This is a genomic window from Mesorhizobium sp. B2-5-3, assembly GCF_006441005.1.
Classification (GTDB): domain Bacteria; phylum Pseudomonadota; class Alphaproteobacteria; order Rhizobiales; family Rhizobiaceae; genus Mesorhizobium.
On the sequence record NZ_VFUS01000011.1, the window covers coordinates 123,563 to 139,866 of the forward strand.

Genomic DNA, 16,304 nt, shown 5'->3' on the forward strand with positions numbered 1-16,304 from the left:
TCCAATGGACATGAACCGGAAACGCTGATCCGGCTCGAAGTCTCGACATATAACGGTTTGCACGGCTCTGGCGGGAGCTCAATTCGGGCGGCGCAATAGCACGGCTCGCCCGAACAGGCAAACAGGCAAGCTCTGCGACATCGGCGATCTCGTTGTGCAGATCGAAGCGAAGAAGCCGAAAGCCGTTGGTTCGCGGCTCTTAAAGCGAATTGCCGGGTAATGGCAGCCAGTCAACGCGACTTTCAGCGCTATGATTAGGACTCACTAATATGCTATAGGCAGAATGGTGAGGGGCTAGTCCCATGAAACAGTTGCTAGGACATATTGCATTGGCGTGGCTTGTGCTGCCCGGCGATGCGGACGCACACGGTTGGTATACGGGCAAGACCGATCCCGTTCTTCACTATGACTGCTGCGGAAACAAGGATTGCCGCCCCATCGATTCCAACGATGTCAGGATGACCAAAGACGGCTATTTTGTCAGGCTGCACCCTACCTACTTGAATGAGCCACAAGAAGCAGAGTGGTTTATCCCGAGAGAACGTGTCCAGGCTGCGCCCGATGATCGATACCACATCTGCGAGCGTCTAATGACGTTTTATCGAACGATCATTCCCCATATGAAGTTTGATCCTTACCAGCGATATAGGTGGACGTGCTTCTTCGCGCCGATGGGCACCGGTTCAATCCCAATTAGAATGAACCACTACGCTGCAATTTCAAACTGACCAACATCGGCGGGCGCGAGGGTTCCAGATCAGTGGCCGCTCGACCCGAACCATGGCGCCAGGAAAGCGAATTGGTCGGGAAACTGCTGCACGGCGCCGTCGAGAAGCATCTTCACGGCGACGTAAAGGATGATCAGCAGGCCGATATAGGCGATCCAGCGGTATTTGTGCAGCAGGCGCGCGACGAAGGACGCGGCGAAGCCCATCAGCGCAATCGACAGAGCGAGGCCGATGATCAGCACCGTCGGATGGTTCATGGCCGCTCCCGCCACGGCCAGGACATTGTCGAGCGACATGGAGACGTCGGCAATGACGATCTGCCAGGCGGCCTGCGAGAAGGTCTTGCGCGGCGACTTGCCGGCAATGGTCCCATCCTTGTCGAAATCGCCATTCGACAGCGCTTCGGTCGCGTCGCGCTCCTGCTCGTGGCTGACACCCAGCTCCCGCCACATCTTCCAGCACACCCAAAGCAGCAGCAGGCCGCCGGCGATGAGGAGCATGGGGCCAATTGTCAGCAGCCATTGCGTGATCAGGGCGAAGAAAATGCGAAGGACGGTGGCCGCGATGATGCCGACCAGAATGGCCCGTTTGCGCTGACTGGCCGGCAAGCCGGCCGCCGCAAGGCCGATGACGATGGCGTTGTCCCCAGCCAGCGCAAGATCGATCGCGATTACCTGAAAAAGGGCCGATAAGCCTGCGGCAGTAAATATTTCCATCGACCTGGAAGCCCTTGCCTGTTCGCCGAGTGTTCGTTGTCGATCGCCCAGCCCGCCCTAAAGGCATGGTTCCTTGCCGTCAAGACATCGCTTCGGGCAACGCCGCAAAACCGCTTTCGTTGCAGCGGCGCCATTGAGGGGATTCGACAATCGCGGCCGAGCGAGTCGAAACGGCAGTGAAAAACCTAATCGTAGAGATTGTATTTTGCCCAGTCGGTCTCTGGAATCTCGTCGCCGATGCGGTAGCGGAGCTGTAAAACCTCCATATGGTCCGGCGCCGTCTCGCACTTGAATTTCAGCCGGTACCATTGCCCCTTGCTGCGGAAGGCGGCTCCCGGGCTCTTAATGGCGTCGTCGCTCATGACCGGCGTGGCAAAGGCGTAAGCGACCACCCGATCCGCCTTGTACTTGCGGTCGTCATGGGTGATCCGGTCGAGGACTTCAGCATCACAGCGCTGTTCGAGGCGGGTTTGCGGGTCGAGTTTCAGGAGGCCTGCGCGCAAGGCGCTGTCCATGGCGTTGGCCGGAAAAGCCAGGGTCAAGAACGCCATGACCGTCGTGCAGAGTGTCTTCATGGGCGGGACAAGCAGCATATTTTGTCTGAAAAATCAACCAAAGGGCCGGGCGTTGTCCCGCGCTCAGGCACTCGGCGCGTTCAAAATCCCGTGTCGGGATTCATCGTGCGATGGCTGCGGCCAACGCATCAGCGAGGCACGGCCGGCGTCGGTCAGATCGTATACGCCGCGGTCGACGCGCGCGAACCAGCCATAGACATTGTGCAGCAGGATTTTCGGCGCAAGCGGCGTCAGCGCCTTGAGATCGCGCGGGCGCTTGGGCCCGTCGGCCAATGCCGCGGCGCAGGCGAGGGCGCTTTGGCGGTATGCTGTCATGATGGGATTGCGCGATCCCCCGCCCGCGACAGGATCGCCGCGGCGCCGGCGGTGCTCGTCGACCAGCCGCGAGCGGCGCCGTGGGTTCTTGCGCGGCGCGACGGTGACCGGACTCAGGAGCACCTCGACCCGGTCGCTCGCCGTCACGCCGAGCAGGCCGAAGCCAAGCCGGCGGCAAAGATTGCGGAACCGGGCGTCGCTCTCGCGTCCCTTGCCCCTGGCCGACATGCGCGCGGCCAGCCACACCTCGTCGCAGGCGGTCGCGCGGTCGACGCCTTGCAGCACCAGTTCGAGATTGAACGCCAGCTTCAACTCGCAAATGACGACGACGGGCGGCTCCCCCTCACGCAGCGCGACGATGTCGCAGCCGCCGATCTCGCCCTTCACGGCAAAGTCCAGGCTTTCGAGAAACCGCTTCACCGGCGCGTAGAGGGAGGTTTCGTTCATAGGCTCAAGGCTTAGCCGATTCGGCACGAAAAGCCTCGGGGGCAGGCCTACATGCCTTTCCGGGGTTCGCCGAACCATCGTGATGCGGCTTGAGCGGCTTCCTCCGGGTTGGGGTCATCCCCAGCGGCCCAGGCCACGAAGCCATCGGGGCGCACGAGCACGGCGCTCAGGCCCAGTTGATCCTTGGCCTTACCGGCGACGTAGGTGATCCGGTCGCCCCAGCGGCCTGCAAGCGCTTCAAGCGATGGGCGAGCGTCAAAGTCAAGGAACAGGCCCTTGCCCGGGCTGAGGAGTTCGCTGATTTTTCTTCCTTCGCTCAGCTCGAAATCGGGAACACTGCGCCCGACCAGCCGGTGGCCGCTGCCAGGATCGTAGCGAAGAGAAATACCCCATACCCGTTCGGCGAAGTCTGTCGCGCCGTCGCGCGTGTCGATCAGGTCACGGATGATGGTTTCGAGCGCGCGCGTTGCCGGGCTTGGCCGCATGAGCGCGACCTGGGCGCGCGACCAGTCGAGGATTTGCGCCCCGACCGGATGGCGTTCGCTGAAATAGCTGTCGAGCAGACCGTCCGGCGCGTCGCCGCGGATGGCGGCGGCCAGTTTCCAGCCAAGGTTCATCGCGTCGCCGAGCCCGAGGTTGAGACCCTGGCCGCCCAAGGGAGAATGGATATGCGCGGCGTCGCCGGCAAGCAGCACTCGTCCCTTGCGGTAGGTCGTTGCCTGGTGGGCGCGATCCGTCCAGGTGGCGGCGAGTTTGAGGGCCGTCAGCGTAAGGTCCGCGCCGGATACTCGGCGCAAAACCGCCTGCACGTGGTCGCAGGTGATTGGCCGGGTTCGGTGGAAAGCCCCGCCATCGAACTCGACCATCGCGACGGTACCGGGCTTTTGATAAGTGTACATGCCGGTCGGCGTGTAGTGGCGGCCGGGCGTGAGCCCGTCCGGGTCGGCCATTTCGATCTGAACGGAATAGCCGGTGAATTCCGGATTGGTACCGACGAACGCGAAGTCGCCGGCCTTGCGCACCGTGCTGCGCCCGCCGTCACAGCCGATAAGCCAGCATCCGCGAAAAATCTCACCGCCGGCGCGAACGGTGACGCGTCTGGTCGAAGTTCTCGACACCGAAGCCGCGCCTGATCTCGACTCCCATTGCGATTGCGCGCGCGGCCAAGACGGATTTGAGATGCGCCATCTCGACCGCGATTGCGGTGGTGGCCGAACCTGGCAGGCGGTAGGGCCATTTCGCGGCGTCGATGGCATCGTGGAAGAACTGGATACCTGCGAAATGGCCACCCGGACGGCGCGGTTGATCCAGCCAGTGCGCGCCAGTCGCAGCGCCACCGTTGCCCGTCCCATCCCTCGCATTTGGTGGAGCGGCGATGTCGTCCCGCAGACCGCGACGGTAGAGGGCTTCGATGGTGGGCACCGAGAGGCCGCGCAGCCCGAACGGAAGCTGCTTCAACGGGGAGTGCGGGTCTTCGGCTTGCTCCAGCACCAGCACCGAGAGGCCGGCGAGGCGCAACTCACAGGCGAGGAACAGACCGACAGGGCCTGCACCAGCGATTATTACGTCATGGGATCGAGATGGCGGCTGTGCATGAACTGCTCCTTTGTCGATGTTCGACCGGAGCGTTCCTCGGATTTGAGAACCACACGGACGAACGATTGGACGCGAGAGAAGCGTCCGATGTTCGTCGTGGGGATCTCCTGCAGGAGGCCAAAGACCAGAGCTTTCGTTACCGAAAGGACTTGGGCTTACCAAACCAAGTCTGCCTTTTCCGACAGCGGCTCTATAGCGTTGCGGTGAGCTATCCGCAACAGACGGGGTTGCGGCCGACGCCGAACGGAATCATGGCCGCTCAGGCTTGAACCGATGAAGCGCCGCCCGATGCGTTGTCCGATTCGTTCGTCTAGTGGCAATTTCGCCGTCGGTCGGTTTGAATGGAATGCCATTCCGACTCCGGCCGTATTGCCGCAGCGAACAGCCCATATTTGCGTTTCGGCCGTCGGGGTCACGCCCTGTTTAGGTCGTCGGCGAAGGGAATTTCGGTTCTCCAATATCGGCGCAGAAAGCGCCAAGTGCGCCGGAGCGCCGATATTGTTTTCCGTTTCAACCAGGGCATGTTTTCCAAATTGTCCGGGAATCGCACGGCGCTGTGCTGTGTAAGCGCGCGCGAGTCGACCAGATCAGATCCTTTCGGATACAGATGGAACGACTGGATGCAGAGCGCAGGTAGTATTTGATACGTCTTCAGACCTCTGGCGACGCCACAGGCAGGATTAAACATCACGTGGTCTACGGGATCGGAGAATCGCTCGGTCAGCTTTAACAGCCGTTCTGCCGCCGCTTTCGAGATTATGTATCCACCCGTCCCGAAGTGAAGGCTACGCAGGAGGCTAAGGCGGAAATCGCCGGGTAGCATAGAAACCACGCGGTCCAGCCACACCCTTCCCAGGACCGTCTCTAGTTTAACGATATCGGCGTCGACGGGAATCCAACTGGTGTCGTTGCCAACGAATCTAGGTAAATGCGAGGAGATGATCACATCATCCTCGAAAACGGAGCCAAACGGCTCGAGGCCCGAAGCAATTTCCTCCCAGCATCGTCGGTGGCTGAGAAAACAGCCCACCTCTTCTTTGGTTAGCGAAACTGCGCCGGGCACCGGCTGGTAAACGTCCGACATCCTTTTTTCGCTAAGCAACTTTCCATCAACCGCCGGAATTCTTTCAAATTCCAAACCAATCGACGCAAAGCGTTCATACATCCGTCCCGACCTAGCCGGACTCCGGTCTAGGTTAATTACATAGGAATTCACGAAAAGCCCCCCGGCTTTTGCAGTCACTGCTGGGCGGTTATTTCATTGCTGATACAAAATCAAGGTATTCGGTTTGGTCCAGAGGCGTTGGCAGCGCGAGCCGAACTGGTGCTTGCTGCTCCTACGCAGCTCCGGTAAGAAATACGGTCGTAATCAAGGTGCTACCGGTGAATTCGCAGACCTGATGAAGATCACGGAAAGACGTTCTCTCTGAGTGAAACTTTCATTGACTACGAACTGCTGCGCTGCTTTGGCGCTGACACCTCAAAAAGCAGGGCGCCGTTCCCGTGGCGCAACCCTAAGGGCTTCCTTACGGCGGACGGCTTTCGCGCGCTCTGTGACGACTTCCCGAAGCTTGAACTGTTCGAGTACCGCAGCAACATCCGTCGCCTCCACAGCCAACGTCCGCACAACAGCCGGACTTTTGCGGTCGCAAGCTGGCCGCCCATCTGTGAGCAGCAGCGCAGGAACAGCGCATTGAACCATTACGCGGTGGCGTTGCACGCGGCGGAAATTTTTATGCAAATGGCGGAGGGAGTGGGATTCGAACCCACGGTGAACTTGCGCCCACGCCGGTTTTCAAGACCGGTGCCTTAAACCGCTCGGCCATCCCTCCAGCGACATCTCTTCGCCCAACGTCACTCGATCAGATATTCGAGCCTGGCGGCGAATGAAGAGAGCCATCTCGCTGATGCTCTAGTGTGCCCGGCAAAGATCTGTCAACCGGCATGCGCGGACCGCATGTTTCCCGGCAGCCGACGCCGGGCAGGGTGGCGTCACAATCTTGCCCGGTTCCGGCCACAATCGATTAATAGCGTGATAAACAATTCCTGCGCACAAAGGACAGGGGTTCGAGGCGTCGTTGGTATTGGTCAGGTAAGCTTTGGCTCCTGCGACGTTCAAGCCGCGGCGTTTTTGGTCGAGACTGTAGGGGACATCAGAAAATGCAAACTACGGCGCGCCCGCGTCTACGCCGTGCTTGCGCTTTCGCGCTATTCACCATGTCGGCAGCCTTGCTTGCCGCCTGCGCGTCGCAGCCTGAACCAAAAGGGATGGTCCACAAGAGGACCCGTTCCAAGGAATATTTCGCCGAAACCGAATATGGCGTGAAGGCCAGCCCTCGCGTCGCCTTCATGCGGCGTGGCGGCGGCCGCGACCAGCTCGGAAAACCCTACCAGGTTCGCGGCAAGTGGTACTATCCGAAGGAAGACAAGCACTATGCCAAGGTCGGCCTGGCGTCGTGGTACGGCGATGCCTTTCATGGACGGCTGACCGCCAACGGCGAAGTCTACGACATGAGCCATCTGACGGCGGCGCACCCGACCATGCCTCTGCCGAGCTACGCTCGCGTCACCAATCTCAAGACCGGCAGTTCGGTCATCGTGCGCGTCAATGATCGCGGTCCCTACCACCAGGGCCGCATCATCGATGTCTCGGAACGCGCCGCCCAGATGCTCGACTATGCCAATGTCGGCACGGCCGAGGTGAAGGTGGAATATGTTGGCCGCGCGCCGCTCGACGGCAATGACGACCAGTATCTGATGGCCTCCTACCATCCAGGCAACAGGATACCGGATCCGTCGGACGGCCTGCCGACCGGCGTCATGGTGGCCATGAACGGACCGTCGCCCAGCCTGCCGGTGGGTGCTGCCGCCGTGCCGTTTCCGGGTCAGCTGACGAATTCCGATATGGTTCCGCAAGGGCAGGTGCCGGCACAATCGCCGGCGTTGGGTGACCTGGCGCTGCCCGACTTCGGTCCGATCGTGCCAGAGCGTCCGGATATCGGCCTGCCGCCGCAATCGCCGTTTTCGGTGGCCTCGCTCTCCTATGCCGACGAGCGCGTGCGGAGCGCCGATGTCTTTGCCGCACTTGACGACGACGGCATGTCGCCCGCCGACATCCTGCGCTCATGGAAGAGCGCCAATCCCCAGGCGCCGTCGCCGGCCTATGTCGCGGCCGGCACTTTCGATGACGCCACCGAGGCAAAACGCGTGGCCGCCGCGCTCGAGCCCTTCGGCAGGATAGAGATCCAGCGTTCCGAATTCGACGGCAAGGACTGGTATGCGGTAAACCTCTACCCGGACGGCCATGGCGGCGTCGACGATCTGCTGCAGGCGGCCTGGTCGCATGGTGCGCCGGACGCCCTGGCCGTGCGCAACTGATCTATTTTTCCCGCACGGTTGATCCTGCGGAAAAAACCCTGATAGCTTGGCTGCGCCAGAACCGGCAAACGGGTCGAGATTTCATGCAGTTGCGCGTCTTTCCGCCTTTGGCCGGATTTCTGGGATTGGCCCTGCTGCTGTTTTGCATCGCGCCCGCCAGCGCGCAGCTTTTCGAGACCAAGGCAGCCCAGGCCTTCATGATAGACGCCGACACAGGGACGGTGTTGTTTTCCAAGGACGCCGACAAGCCGATACAGCCGGCCTCGATGGCCAAGCTGATGACGATGGAAGTGGTGTTCAACGCCATCAAGTCCGGGCGCCTGACCCTCGACGACACGTTCGTGGTGAGTGAAAACGCCTGGCGCACGGGCGGCGCCCCTTCGGGAACGTCGACGATGTTTGCCAAGCTCAAATCGGCGGTCCGGGTCGAGGACCTGATCCAGGGCGTGACGGTGCAGGCGGCCAATGACGGCTGTATCGTGCTGGCCGAAGGCTTGGCCGGGTCCGAGGACAATTTCGCCGCGCAGATGACCGAACGCGCCCGCCAGATCGGCCTGGCCAAATCGACTTTCGTCAATTCGACCGGGCTGCCGGCGGAGGGCCAGCAGACGAGCGTGCGCGAGCTGGCAATGCTGGCTTTGCATCTGTGGCGCGAGTATCCGGACCTTTATCGCTACTACGGCCTGAAGGATTTTACCTGGAACAAGATTTCGCAGAGGAATCGCAACCCGCTGCTGGCGATGGACATCGGCGCCGACGGCCTGGCGGTCGGCAGCAGTGAGGTGTCCGGCTTTGGCATAGTCGGCTCGGTCGGCCACAATGGCGCGCGGGTGATCGCGGCGATGAGCGGGCTCGCCAGCGACAAGGAACGCGCCGAGGAGGCGCGCAAGCTGCTCGAATGGGGTGCCCGTTCCTTCGAGAAGACGCAAATCTTCGCCAAGGACGAGGTGGTGGGCCAAGCTCAGGTTTTCGGCGGCATTAAGGCCGGCGTGACGCTGAAGGCGAAAGGGCCGATCGCCATCTTCCTGCCGGTAGCCAACCGCGACAAACTGACGGCGAGCATCGTCTATGACGGACCGGTTGCCGCACCTGTGGAGGAGGGGCAGCCGGTAGGCGTGCTGCGGGTCTGGATCGGCGACACACTGAGCCAGGAGACGCCGCTTTTCGCCGCCGAATCGATCGGCATCGGCACGCTGCCGCAACGCGCCCTCGACGCTGTCAAGGAACTGGCCGTCGGCTGGCTCCGCTAAAGCGCGTCGCGCTGAACCGGATTCACGCAATGCGCTTTAGCGTCTTTGTTTATGCATGTCGTTCTCTCCAGCCGAGATCGCTTTTGAGCGACATACGATAACGCCGGCGGCATGGACGTTTTCCCGAACGCGGACTATCTAGAGCGCTAGAATCCATTCAAATAAGGGATAAAGGCCTTTCGATTGGCACGCGGATTTTTCATCACCTTCGAAGGCGGCGAAGGAGCAGGCAAGTCGACGCAGATCGAGCGGCTGGCGGGAAAGATGCGCGCCAAGAAGTACGACGTCCTCGTCACCCGGGAACCGGGCGGCTCGCCGGGCGCGGAAGCGGTCCGGCATGTGCTGCTCTCGGGCGCCGCCGAGCCGTTCGGGCCGAAGATGGAAGCGCTGCTTTTCGCCGCGGCGCGCTCCGACCATGTCGAGCAGGTCATCCGCCCGGCGGTCGAGCGCGGCTCCATTGTCCTATGCGACCGCTTCCTGGATTCCTCGCGCGTCTACCAGGGCGTCACCGGCGGCCTCGACCCGGTGTTCATGGAGACGCTGGAGCAGGTCGCCATCAATGGCATGATGCCCGACATGACGCTGATCTTCGACATCGATCCCACGGAAGGCCTGAGACGCGCAACAGTGCGTCGCGGCGCCGGCGCCGGCCCCGACCGCTTCGAAAAGGAAACGCTTGCCATCCACCAGGCGCGCCGCGAGGCGTTCCTGGCGATCGCCGCGGCCGAGCCGGAGCGCTGCGTTGTGATCGACGCATCCGCCGCTCCCGATGCGGTAGAAAATGTCGTCACCGCCACGGTGTTCGCGGCACTGGAGGCGAGGGCGCCCATGCGCAACAGACAGACCGCACCCGCATGATCTTCGAACGCATCGCGCCGGAACAGCATGACACGCTGGACGGCGTCCCCGAACCGTCCGAAACGCCACGCCTAGTCGGGCACGGGCAGGCCGCGGCCATGCTCGCCGCCGCCTATCGCGCTGGAAAGCTGCCGCACGCGCTGATCTTCGCCGGACCGCTCGGCATCGGCAAGGCGACACTCGCCTTCCATCTGGCGCATCATCTCCTGAAGCATCCGGCCTTCGAGCAGGCGCCGGAGACGCTCGCCGTTCCCGATCCGGCGTCCTCGCTGTTTCGCCAGATCGCCACCGGCGCGCATCCCGGCGTGCTGCATCTGACCCGTCCGCTGAACGACAAGACCAAGAACTTCAAGACGGTCGTCACCGTCGACGAGATCCGCAAGGTCAATCGCTTTCTGTCGCTGACTTCGCATGACGGCAGCTACCGGGTGGTGATCGTCGATCCGGCCGATGACATGAACACCAATGCAGCCAATGCCTTGCTGAAGAATCTCGAGGAGCCGCCGGCGCGAACGCTGTTCATCCTAATCGTCCATGCACCGGGCAGCCTGTTGCCGACGATCCGCTCGCGCTGCCAATTGGTTCGGCTGTCGCCGCTCGATGCCGACGAGCTGATGGCGGTGCTGGAAACTGCCGAGCCGCCGCCGCCGGGCGATCCGGCCGCGCGGGCAGCGCTGGCCACGCGGGCAGGCGGCAGCGCCCGCAATGCGATCCTTCTGACGCAGTATGGCGGACTGGAGATCGCCGAGACGCTGGATGCCCTGGTGAGCGCCGGCAAGAGCGACATCGCCGGCGCCTATCGTCTTGCCGAGGTCGTGGCCGGGCGCGACCAGGCGATCCAGTTCGATATCTTCAACCGCCGCGCGCTCGATCTGTTGTCCGATGCGGCGAGCCGGGCGGCGCTGGCCGGCGATCTCGCACGAGCCAAAACGCTGTCGGACACTTGGCATGAGGCGCTGGACGCTATATCTGAGACTGATACCTACAATCTCGACAAGAAGCAGCACGCCTTGACCATGATCGACCGCCTGAAGTCTGCAATGCGAATGTGATGGTTCCCTCGGGATGGCAATCGCCACCCCGATGCGATATCCACCGCCACGCCTTCCATTCAGACATTCATGACGGTTCATTCATGTCACGCGATACATTCTACATCACGACCGCGATCTCTTACCCCAATGGCAAGCCGCATATCGGCCATGCCTACGAATTGATCGCCACCGATGCGCTGGCCCGCTTTCAGCGGCTCGACGGCAAGCAGGTCTTCTTTCTCACCGGCACCGACGAACACGGCATCAAGATGCTGCAGACGGCGAAGAAGGAAGACATTTCTGCGCGCGAACTGGCCGACCGCAATTCGGCTGAGTTCAAGCGCATGGCGACCGTGCTCAACGCCTCCAACGACGATTTCATCCGCACCACCGAAGAGCGGCACTACGCGGCCTCTCAGGCGATCTGGAAGGCGATGGCTGCCAATGGAGACATCTACAAGGGCGGCTATGCCGGCTGGTACTCGGTGCGTGACGAAGCTTATTACGGCGAGGAGGAAACCGAGGTTCGTCCCGACAATATCCGCTATGGCCCGCAAGGAACGCCGGTCGAATGGGTCGAGGAGGAAAGCTATTTCTTCCGGCTTTCGGCCTATCAGGACAAACTGCTGGCGCTCTACGAGGGCCAGCCGGATTTCATCGGCCCGGCCGAGCGGCGCAACGAAGTGATGAGCTTCGTCAGATCGGGACTGAAAGACCTGTCGATCTCGCGCACGACGTTCGACTGGGGCGTGCCGGTGCCCGGCGACGAAAAGCACGTGATGTATGTCTGGGTCGACGCGCTGACAAACTACATTACCGGCGTCGGCTATCCCGATGAAAACGCAGATAATTGGAAATTCTGGCCGGCCGATGCGCACATCATCGGCAAGGACATCGTGCGTTTCCACGCCGTCTACTGGCCGGCCTTCCTGATGTCGGCAGGCATTCCGCTGCCGAAGCGCGTCTTTGGCCACGGCTTCCTGTTCAACCGCGGCGAGAAGATGTCGAAATCGGTCGGCAACGTCATCGACCCCTTCACCATGATAGAGCATTACGGGCTCGACCAGGTGCGCTATTTCTTCCTGCGCGAGGTGCCGTTCGGCCAGGACGGCAGCTACAGCCACGAAGCGATCGTCAACCGCACCAATGCCGACCTTGCCAACGGCGTCGGCAATCTGGCGCAGCGCTCGCTGTCGATGATCGCCAAGAACTGCGGCGGCGTGGTGCCGACGCGCGGCGAGCTGACGGATGCCGACAAGGCAATCCTCGATCAGGCGGCGGCCGCTCTTGCCGCCGCGCGCAAGGCAATGGCCGAGCAGGGCATCCATCTGGCGCTGGCGTCGATCTTCGGCGTGGTGGCCGAAGCCGACCGGTATTTCGCCGGACAGGAACCCTGGGCACTGAAGAAGACCAACCCCGAGCGCATGCAAACGGTGCTGTGGACAACGGCCGAGGTGGTCCGGCGCGTGGCGATTCTGTGCCAACCCTTTATTCCAGGATCGGCCGCGAAGCTGCTTGACCTGCTGGCGGTGCCGGCAGACGAGCGCAATTTCGTGCATCTCCACGCCGACCATGCGCTTGTGCCGGGCAGAGCGTTGCCTGTGCCAGAAGGCGTGTTTCCGCGTTATGTCGATCAGCCGGAAGCGAACGGCTGATGCTCGTCGACAGCCACTGCCATCTGGATTTTCCGGACTTCGCCGAGGAACGGGCGGCCGTCGTCGCCCGTGCCCTGGCCGCCGGGATCGGCCGCATGGTAACCATTTCGACGCGCGTGAAGCGATTTCAGCAAATACTTGAAATCGCAGATTCTTTCGACGAAGTGTACTGCTCCGTCGGAACCCATCCGCACAATGCCGCCGAAGAGCTTGACGTGACGACGGCGGATCTCGTGCGCCTGTCCGCTCATCCAAAGGCGGTGGCGATCGGCGAGGCCGGGCTCGACTATTTCTATGACAAGGCGCCCCGCGATGCGCAGGCGCAGGGTTTGCGCAACCACATCGCCGCTGCTCGCGAGACGGGCCTGCCGCTGGTCATCCATTCGCGCGACGCCGACGACGACATGGCTCATATTCTTGAGGAAGAAACGGGGAAGGGCGCCTTCCCATTCGTCCTGCACTGTTTTTCGTCGGGACGCAGGCTGGCCGAGGTCGGCGTCTCGCTGGGCGGCTATGTTTCGTTTTCCGGCATCCTGACCTTCAAGAATTCGCCCGAAATACGCGCCATAGCCGCCGACCTGCCGCACGACCGGCTGCTGGTGGAGACCGATGCGCCATATCTCGCGCCGATCCCATTTCGCGGCAAGCGCAATGAACCCGCCTATGTCGCGCACACGGCCAGGGTTCTGGCCGAGACGATCGGCGTCAGCGAAGGTGAAATCGCAGCTTTGACGACCGATAATTTCTTCCGGCTGTTCGGCAAGATGCCGCGCCCCGCCGAGCAAAGCGCCTGAACGATGACAGACCGGCTGCGCCTCACCATTCTCGGCTGCGGCTCGTCACCGGGCACGCCGCGCATCACCGGCGACTGGGGCAATTGCGATCCGCAAAATCCGAAAAATCGGCGCATGCGCACGGCAGCCCTTGTGGAGCGGATTGCCGAGAGCGGCGCCCGCACCACCGTCGTCATCGACACAGGACCGGATTTCCGCCAGCAGATGCTGATGGCCTCGGTCAAGCGCATCGATGCCGTCGTCTACACCCATCCACATGCCGACCACATCCACGGCATCGACGACCTGCGCGGCTTCGTGCTCGACCAGCGGCAGCGGATCGATATCCATGCCGATCAGCCAACGATGCTGCGGCTGCGCCAGGCCTTCGGCTACTGTTTCGAGACGCCGCCAGGCAGTTCCTATCCGCCGATCGTCGACGCCCATATCATCGATCACGCAAAGCCCGTCGTGATCGAAGGCGAGGGCGGTGCCCTCACCCTCGAGCCGCTGCCGCAGGTCCATGGCGACATCATATCGCTCGGCTTCCGTATCGGCGGACTAGCCTATTGCCCCGACATCAGCGATTTTCCGGCTGCCACTGCCGAACGGCTGCGTAATCTCGATGTCCTGATCATCGACGCGCTGCAGTACAGGACGCACCCGAGCCATCTGTCGCTTGGCGAGGCGCTTGAGTGGATCGAGCGGCTGGCCCCGAAACAGGCTGTGCTGACCCATATGCATGGGCCGCTGGACTACGCTACCGTGATGGCTGAGACTCCGGCAAATGTCGAGCCGGCATTTGATGGCATGGCGCTTGAAATTCCTTATAGATCAGACGGATAGAATATTCTCTTCATAGCTGGATGGCACTGATCGCCTGGCAGCGAGCCGCCGATACAGGTCCGATGTCGAGATCCTGCACCTGGGATCGCCACACGGCCGCCGCCAGTTCGCTGTCGCTTCAAGATTGCAAAATGCCAAAAGAGGATTGCATTGTCAGGCCGGTGGATGCTTGTCGATCTGCATTGCAGGCCTGACAGGCAGTCTATGTGATGGCTTCCTAAAATATACATTGAGAGCAAGAGGCGCTAACCTTTGCCCGTTAGTTGGAAAGGAGAGGCCCGATGATTCGCAAACTCATACTTACAGTGACGCTTCTTGCTCCTATCGCTGCCACAGCGCAGGAATTGCCAACCGCCCCTTACTTGCCGCTTGAGCGGGCAACCAAGGCAGCACAAGCCGCGCTGGAGGCCTGCGCTGCCGAAGGCAGCAATGTCAGCGTCGCCATCGTGGCGCGGAGCGGCGCGACGCAAGTGCTGCTCAAGGCCGATAATTCCGGCGCACACACCGCATCCAGCGCCGAAGGCAAGGCCTTCACCGCGGCAGCCTTGGGTCGCGACACTGCGGGGCTCGCCGAATTCATAGCCTCCAAGCCGGCAAATGACGGCATGCGTGACATGGATCCTCGCATGGTGATCCAGGCTGGCGGCTTGCCGGTCAAGTTCGGCGATGCCTTGGTGGCCGGCATTGGCGTCGGCGGTGCTCCTTCGGGCGATATCGACGCCAAATGCGCCGCCGCCGGGCTCAAGGCGATCGGCGCCGCCGAGTAAACTTGCCTAGGATGTGCCAACGCAGCCCGCCCAAGGCGGGCTGCTCCGTTGAACGGGGTTCAGTCTGTGAACCCTGTCTCCACACCGGAACCGGCGGACGTAAGATCGCATTCGACCGGCAACCGACGGCCGATCCTGAGACCCGAGCTGGAAGCTTAGTTCCATAATCTATCTTATGCGACTTTCGGCAAGGTAGGAATGTCGCTCCTGCTTGTGCGCAGCCAATCTCCCCACCTCAACTCTCCTGACACGGTTTTTGGTGCCCGTTCTGCTAAACTGGTGAATTGGAATGAACGCTTTGCAGATCACGGGCCACATGGCAGCCGCTTCGTCGCCGCCCGCGAGGGCGTCGAAGCTGCAGCAATGGCTGTCGTCGGCTACCTGCGTAGCCGCTCTCTGTGTTCGTCAAGAATGCGCTCAATGGTCCGGACTCGGTCCTGCCGACGGTTGAGACCTCTGCGTGCTTTGCCGCGAGCGTGCCGCTCATAGATTTCCCGGCTCGCCTGGAGCTGCTCGATATACACCTTATCGGGCTTCCCATTCTCAAGGCGGTCGAACACCCAGCAGAACGGCGCCGGGAGCTGGCCTTCGCGATAGCGCGGGCTTGCCGAGGCCTGATCTTCGTCGAGGATTTCCTGCAGCACGACCTGATCCCAGACTTCCGGGTTTTCATCGCTGCGCTTCTTCCACAAGGCGAGGATCTCGCGAGCAGCCGGCGTATCGTTGATGAGGATGGTTCCAGCCATCAGCCGGCCACTTTCGCGATAGACCGCGATGTCGCAATCAAAACCGGCGAGCTCCGGCCAGGGATCATGATGGAAGACCGTGTCGACGTCCACATACAGCAGCGGTCCCTGAAGCCTCCTACGCATATTGACAAGGAATGTCGGCTTCAGGCTCGCGTTGCGCACCCAGGATCCAGCGTCGGCGAATGGCCGGGCTTGGACAGAAAGGCCAAGACGCCACGCTGACGCGGTCATGCGAGCGGCTTCTGTCTCATAGAAGGAGTTGATCGTAAAGAACGCCACGATTTCACCGGCCTTGTCCGGGTTGCCGGACGGCTGTGGGTTTATCGGGAAGGGAGCGAGCATTTCCCGGTGCCTGTGTTTGGTGGCCCGGAACAAATCAAGAATGTGGGTGAGCAACGCGAAGCCTTATTAGGATATGAATATTTAGACGCCAAGCATATAGCAATAAGTCCGAATAGCCTCGCAATGCGATAAAGTCATCGGTAGCGGCGCAGAAAACATTGGGCCACAACCATTTTGTTGACGAGGGGCGCCAGCTGGGCCGAGGCCGCGGTCTGGAACTCCTGTCCTTGCGCTCAACCAGATCATTTCGCCGGCCATGATGCAGCCGTAAGGAT

The 16,304-nt window shown here is 61.7% G+C and carries 15 protein-coding genes, 1 tRNA gene and 1 pseudogene; 9 read left to right on the plus strand and 8 right to left on the minus strand.

Annotation, left to right across the window (positions count from 1 at the left end; all coding sequences use genetic code 11):
* Positions 1 to 302: 302 nt before the first annotated feature.
* Complete coding sequence (locus FJ867_RS23330) at positions 303 to 728, plus strand: hypothetical protein (RefSeq protein ID WP_140498597.1); 426 nt, start codon at positions 303 to 305, stop codon at positions 726 to 728.
* Between the two features lie 29 nt (positions 729 to 757).
* On the opposite strand, the gene FJ867_RS23335 is transcribed toward FJ867_RS23330, so the two are convergent.
* From FJ867_RS23335 to FJ867_RS23360, 7 genes and pseudogenes are all read right to left on the minus strand, one after another.
* Positions 758 to 1,444: a TerC family protein gene (locus tag FJ867_RS23335; RefSeq protein ID WP_140498596.1), complete on the minus strand. Its 687-nt coding sequence runs from the start codon at positions 1,442 to 1,444 to the stop codon at positions 758 to 760.
* Between the two features lie 185 nt (positions 1,445 to 1,629).
* Positions 1,630 to 2,037, minus strand: a complete 408-nt coding sequence (locus tag FJ867_RS23340; RefSeq protein WP_140498595.1) for a DUF930 domain-containing protein — start codon at positions 2,035 to 2,037, stop codon at positions 1,630 to 1,632.
* Positions 2,038 to 2,082: 45 nt separating this feature from the next.
* Positions 2,083 to 2,781, minus strand: a complete 699-nt coding sequence (locus FJ867_RS23345) for a DUF2161 family putative PD-(D/E)XK-type phosphodiesterase (protein WP_140525192.1) — start codon at positions 2,779 to 2,781, stop codon at positions 2,083 to 2,085.
* A 47-nt stretch (positions 2,782 to 2,828) separates the two neighbouring features.
* On the minus strand, positions 2,829 to 3,266 hold the full coding sequence (locus tag FJ867_RS29395) for a hypothetical protein (protein WP_348641437.1): 438 nt from the start codon (positions 3,264 to 3,266) through the stop codon (positions 2,829 to 2,831).
* A 78-nt stretch (positions 3,267 to 3,344) separates the two neighbouring features.
* A pseudogene (locus FJ867_RS29400) lies at positions 3,345 to 4,539 on the minus strand (FAD-dependent monooxygenase); the annotation flags it as partial.
* Positions 4,540 to 4,789: 250 nt separating this feature from the next.
* Positions 4,790 to 5,620, minus strand: a complete 831-nt coding sequence (locus tag FJ867_RS23355; protein WP_140561196.1) for a glycosyltransferase family 25 protein — start codon at positions 5,618 to 5,620, stop codon at positions 4,790 to 4,792.
* A gap of 499 nt (positions 5,621 to 6,119) precedes the next feature.
* Positions 6,120 to 6,209: transfer RNA gene (locus FJ867_RS23360), tRNA-Ser, on the minus strand.
* 328 nt (positions 6,210 to 6,537) lie between these two features.
* Here FJ867_RS23360 and FJ867_RS23365 point away from each other — a divergent pair.
* The 8 genes from FJ867_RS23365 (at position 6,538) to FJ867_RS23400 (ending at position 14,938) form a co-directional block, all read left to right on the plus strand.
* On the plus strand, positions 6,538 to 7,755 hold the full coding sequence (locus tag FJ867_RS23365; protein ID WP_140498587.1) for a septal ring lytic transglycosylase RlpA family protein: 1,218 nt from the start codon (positions 6,538 to 6,540) through the stop codon (positions 7,753 to 7,755).
* Between the two features lie 83 nt (positions 7,756 to 7,838).
* A complete protein-coding gene (locus tag FJ867_RS23370) occupies positions 7,839 to 9,005 on the plus strand; it encodes a D-alanyl-D-alanine carboxypeptidase family protein (protein WP_140515404.1) in 1,167 nt (388 codons plus the stop codon).
* Positions 9,006 to 9,188: 183 nt separating this feature from the next.
* Positions 9,189 to 9,863, plus strand: a complete 675-nt coding sequence (gene tmk / locus FJ867_RS23375) for a dTMP kinase (protein WP_140561191.1) — start codon at positions 9,189 to 9,191, stop codon at positions 9,861 to 9,863.
* Positions 9,860 to 10,915, plus strand: coding sequence for a DNA polymerase III subunit delta' (locus tag FJ867_RS23380; RefSeq protein WP_140818722.1), 1,056 nt, complete (start codon positions 9,860 to 9,862; stop codon positions 10,913 to 10,915). The genes tmk and FJ867_RS23380 overlap by 4 nt, the downstream gene beginning before the upstream one ends.
* Before the next feature lie 83 nt (positions 10,916 to 10,998).
* Entirely contained in the window at positions 10,999 to 12,552 is a 1,554-nt protein-coding gene (gene metG, locus FJ867_RS23385) for a methionine--tRNA ligase (protein ID WP_140761992.1), read from the plus strand.
* Positions 12,552 to 13,346 carry a TatD family hydrolase gene (locus FJ867_RS23390; protein ID WP_140818725.1) on the plus strand — a complete coding sequence of 265 codons (795 nt, stop codon included), beginning with the start codon at positions 12,552 to 12,554 and terminating at the stop codon, positions 13,344 to 13,346. Before metG ends, FJ867_RS23390 begins: the two co-directional genes overlap by 1 nt.
* Positions 13,347 to 13,349: 3 nt before the next feature.
* Entirely contained in the window at positions 13,350 to 14,171 is an 822-nt protein-coding gene (locus tag FJ867_RS23395) for an MBL fold metallo-hydrolase (RefSeq protein ID WP_140632737.1), read from the plus strand.
* Positions 14,172 to 14,452: 281 nt separating this feature from the next.
* Positions 14,453 to 14,938, plus strand: a complete 486-nt coding sequence (locus FJ867_RS23400; protein ID WP_140498580.1) for a heme-binding protein — start codon at positions 14,453 to 14,455, stop codon at positions 14,936 to 14,938.
* A gap of 377 nt (positions 14,939 to 15,315) precedes the next feature.
* Here FJ867_RS23400 and FJ867_RS23405 read toward each other — a convergent pair whose 3' ends face one another.
* Positions 15,316 to 16,083, minus strand: coding sequence for a putative nucleotide-diphospho-sugar transferase (locus FJ867_RS23405; RefSeq protein WP_210239466.1), 768 nt, complete (start codon positions 16,081 to 16,083; stop codon positions 15,316 to 15,318).
* Positions 16,084 to 16,304 lie beyond the last annotated feature (221 nt).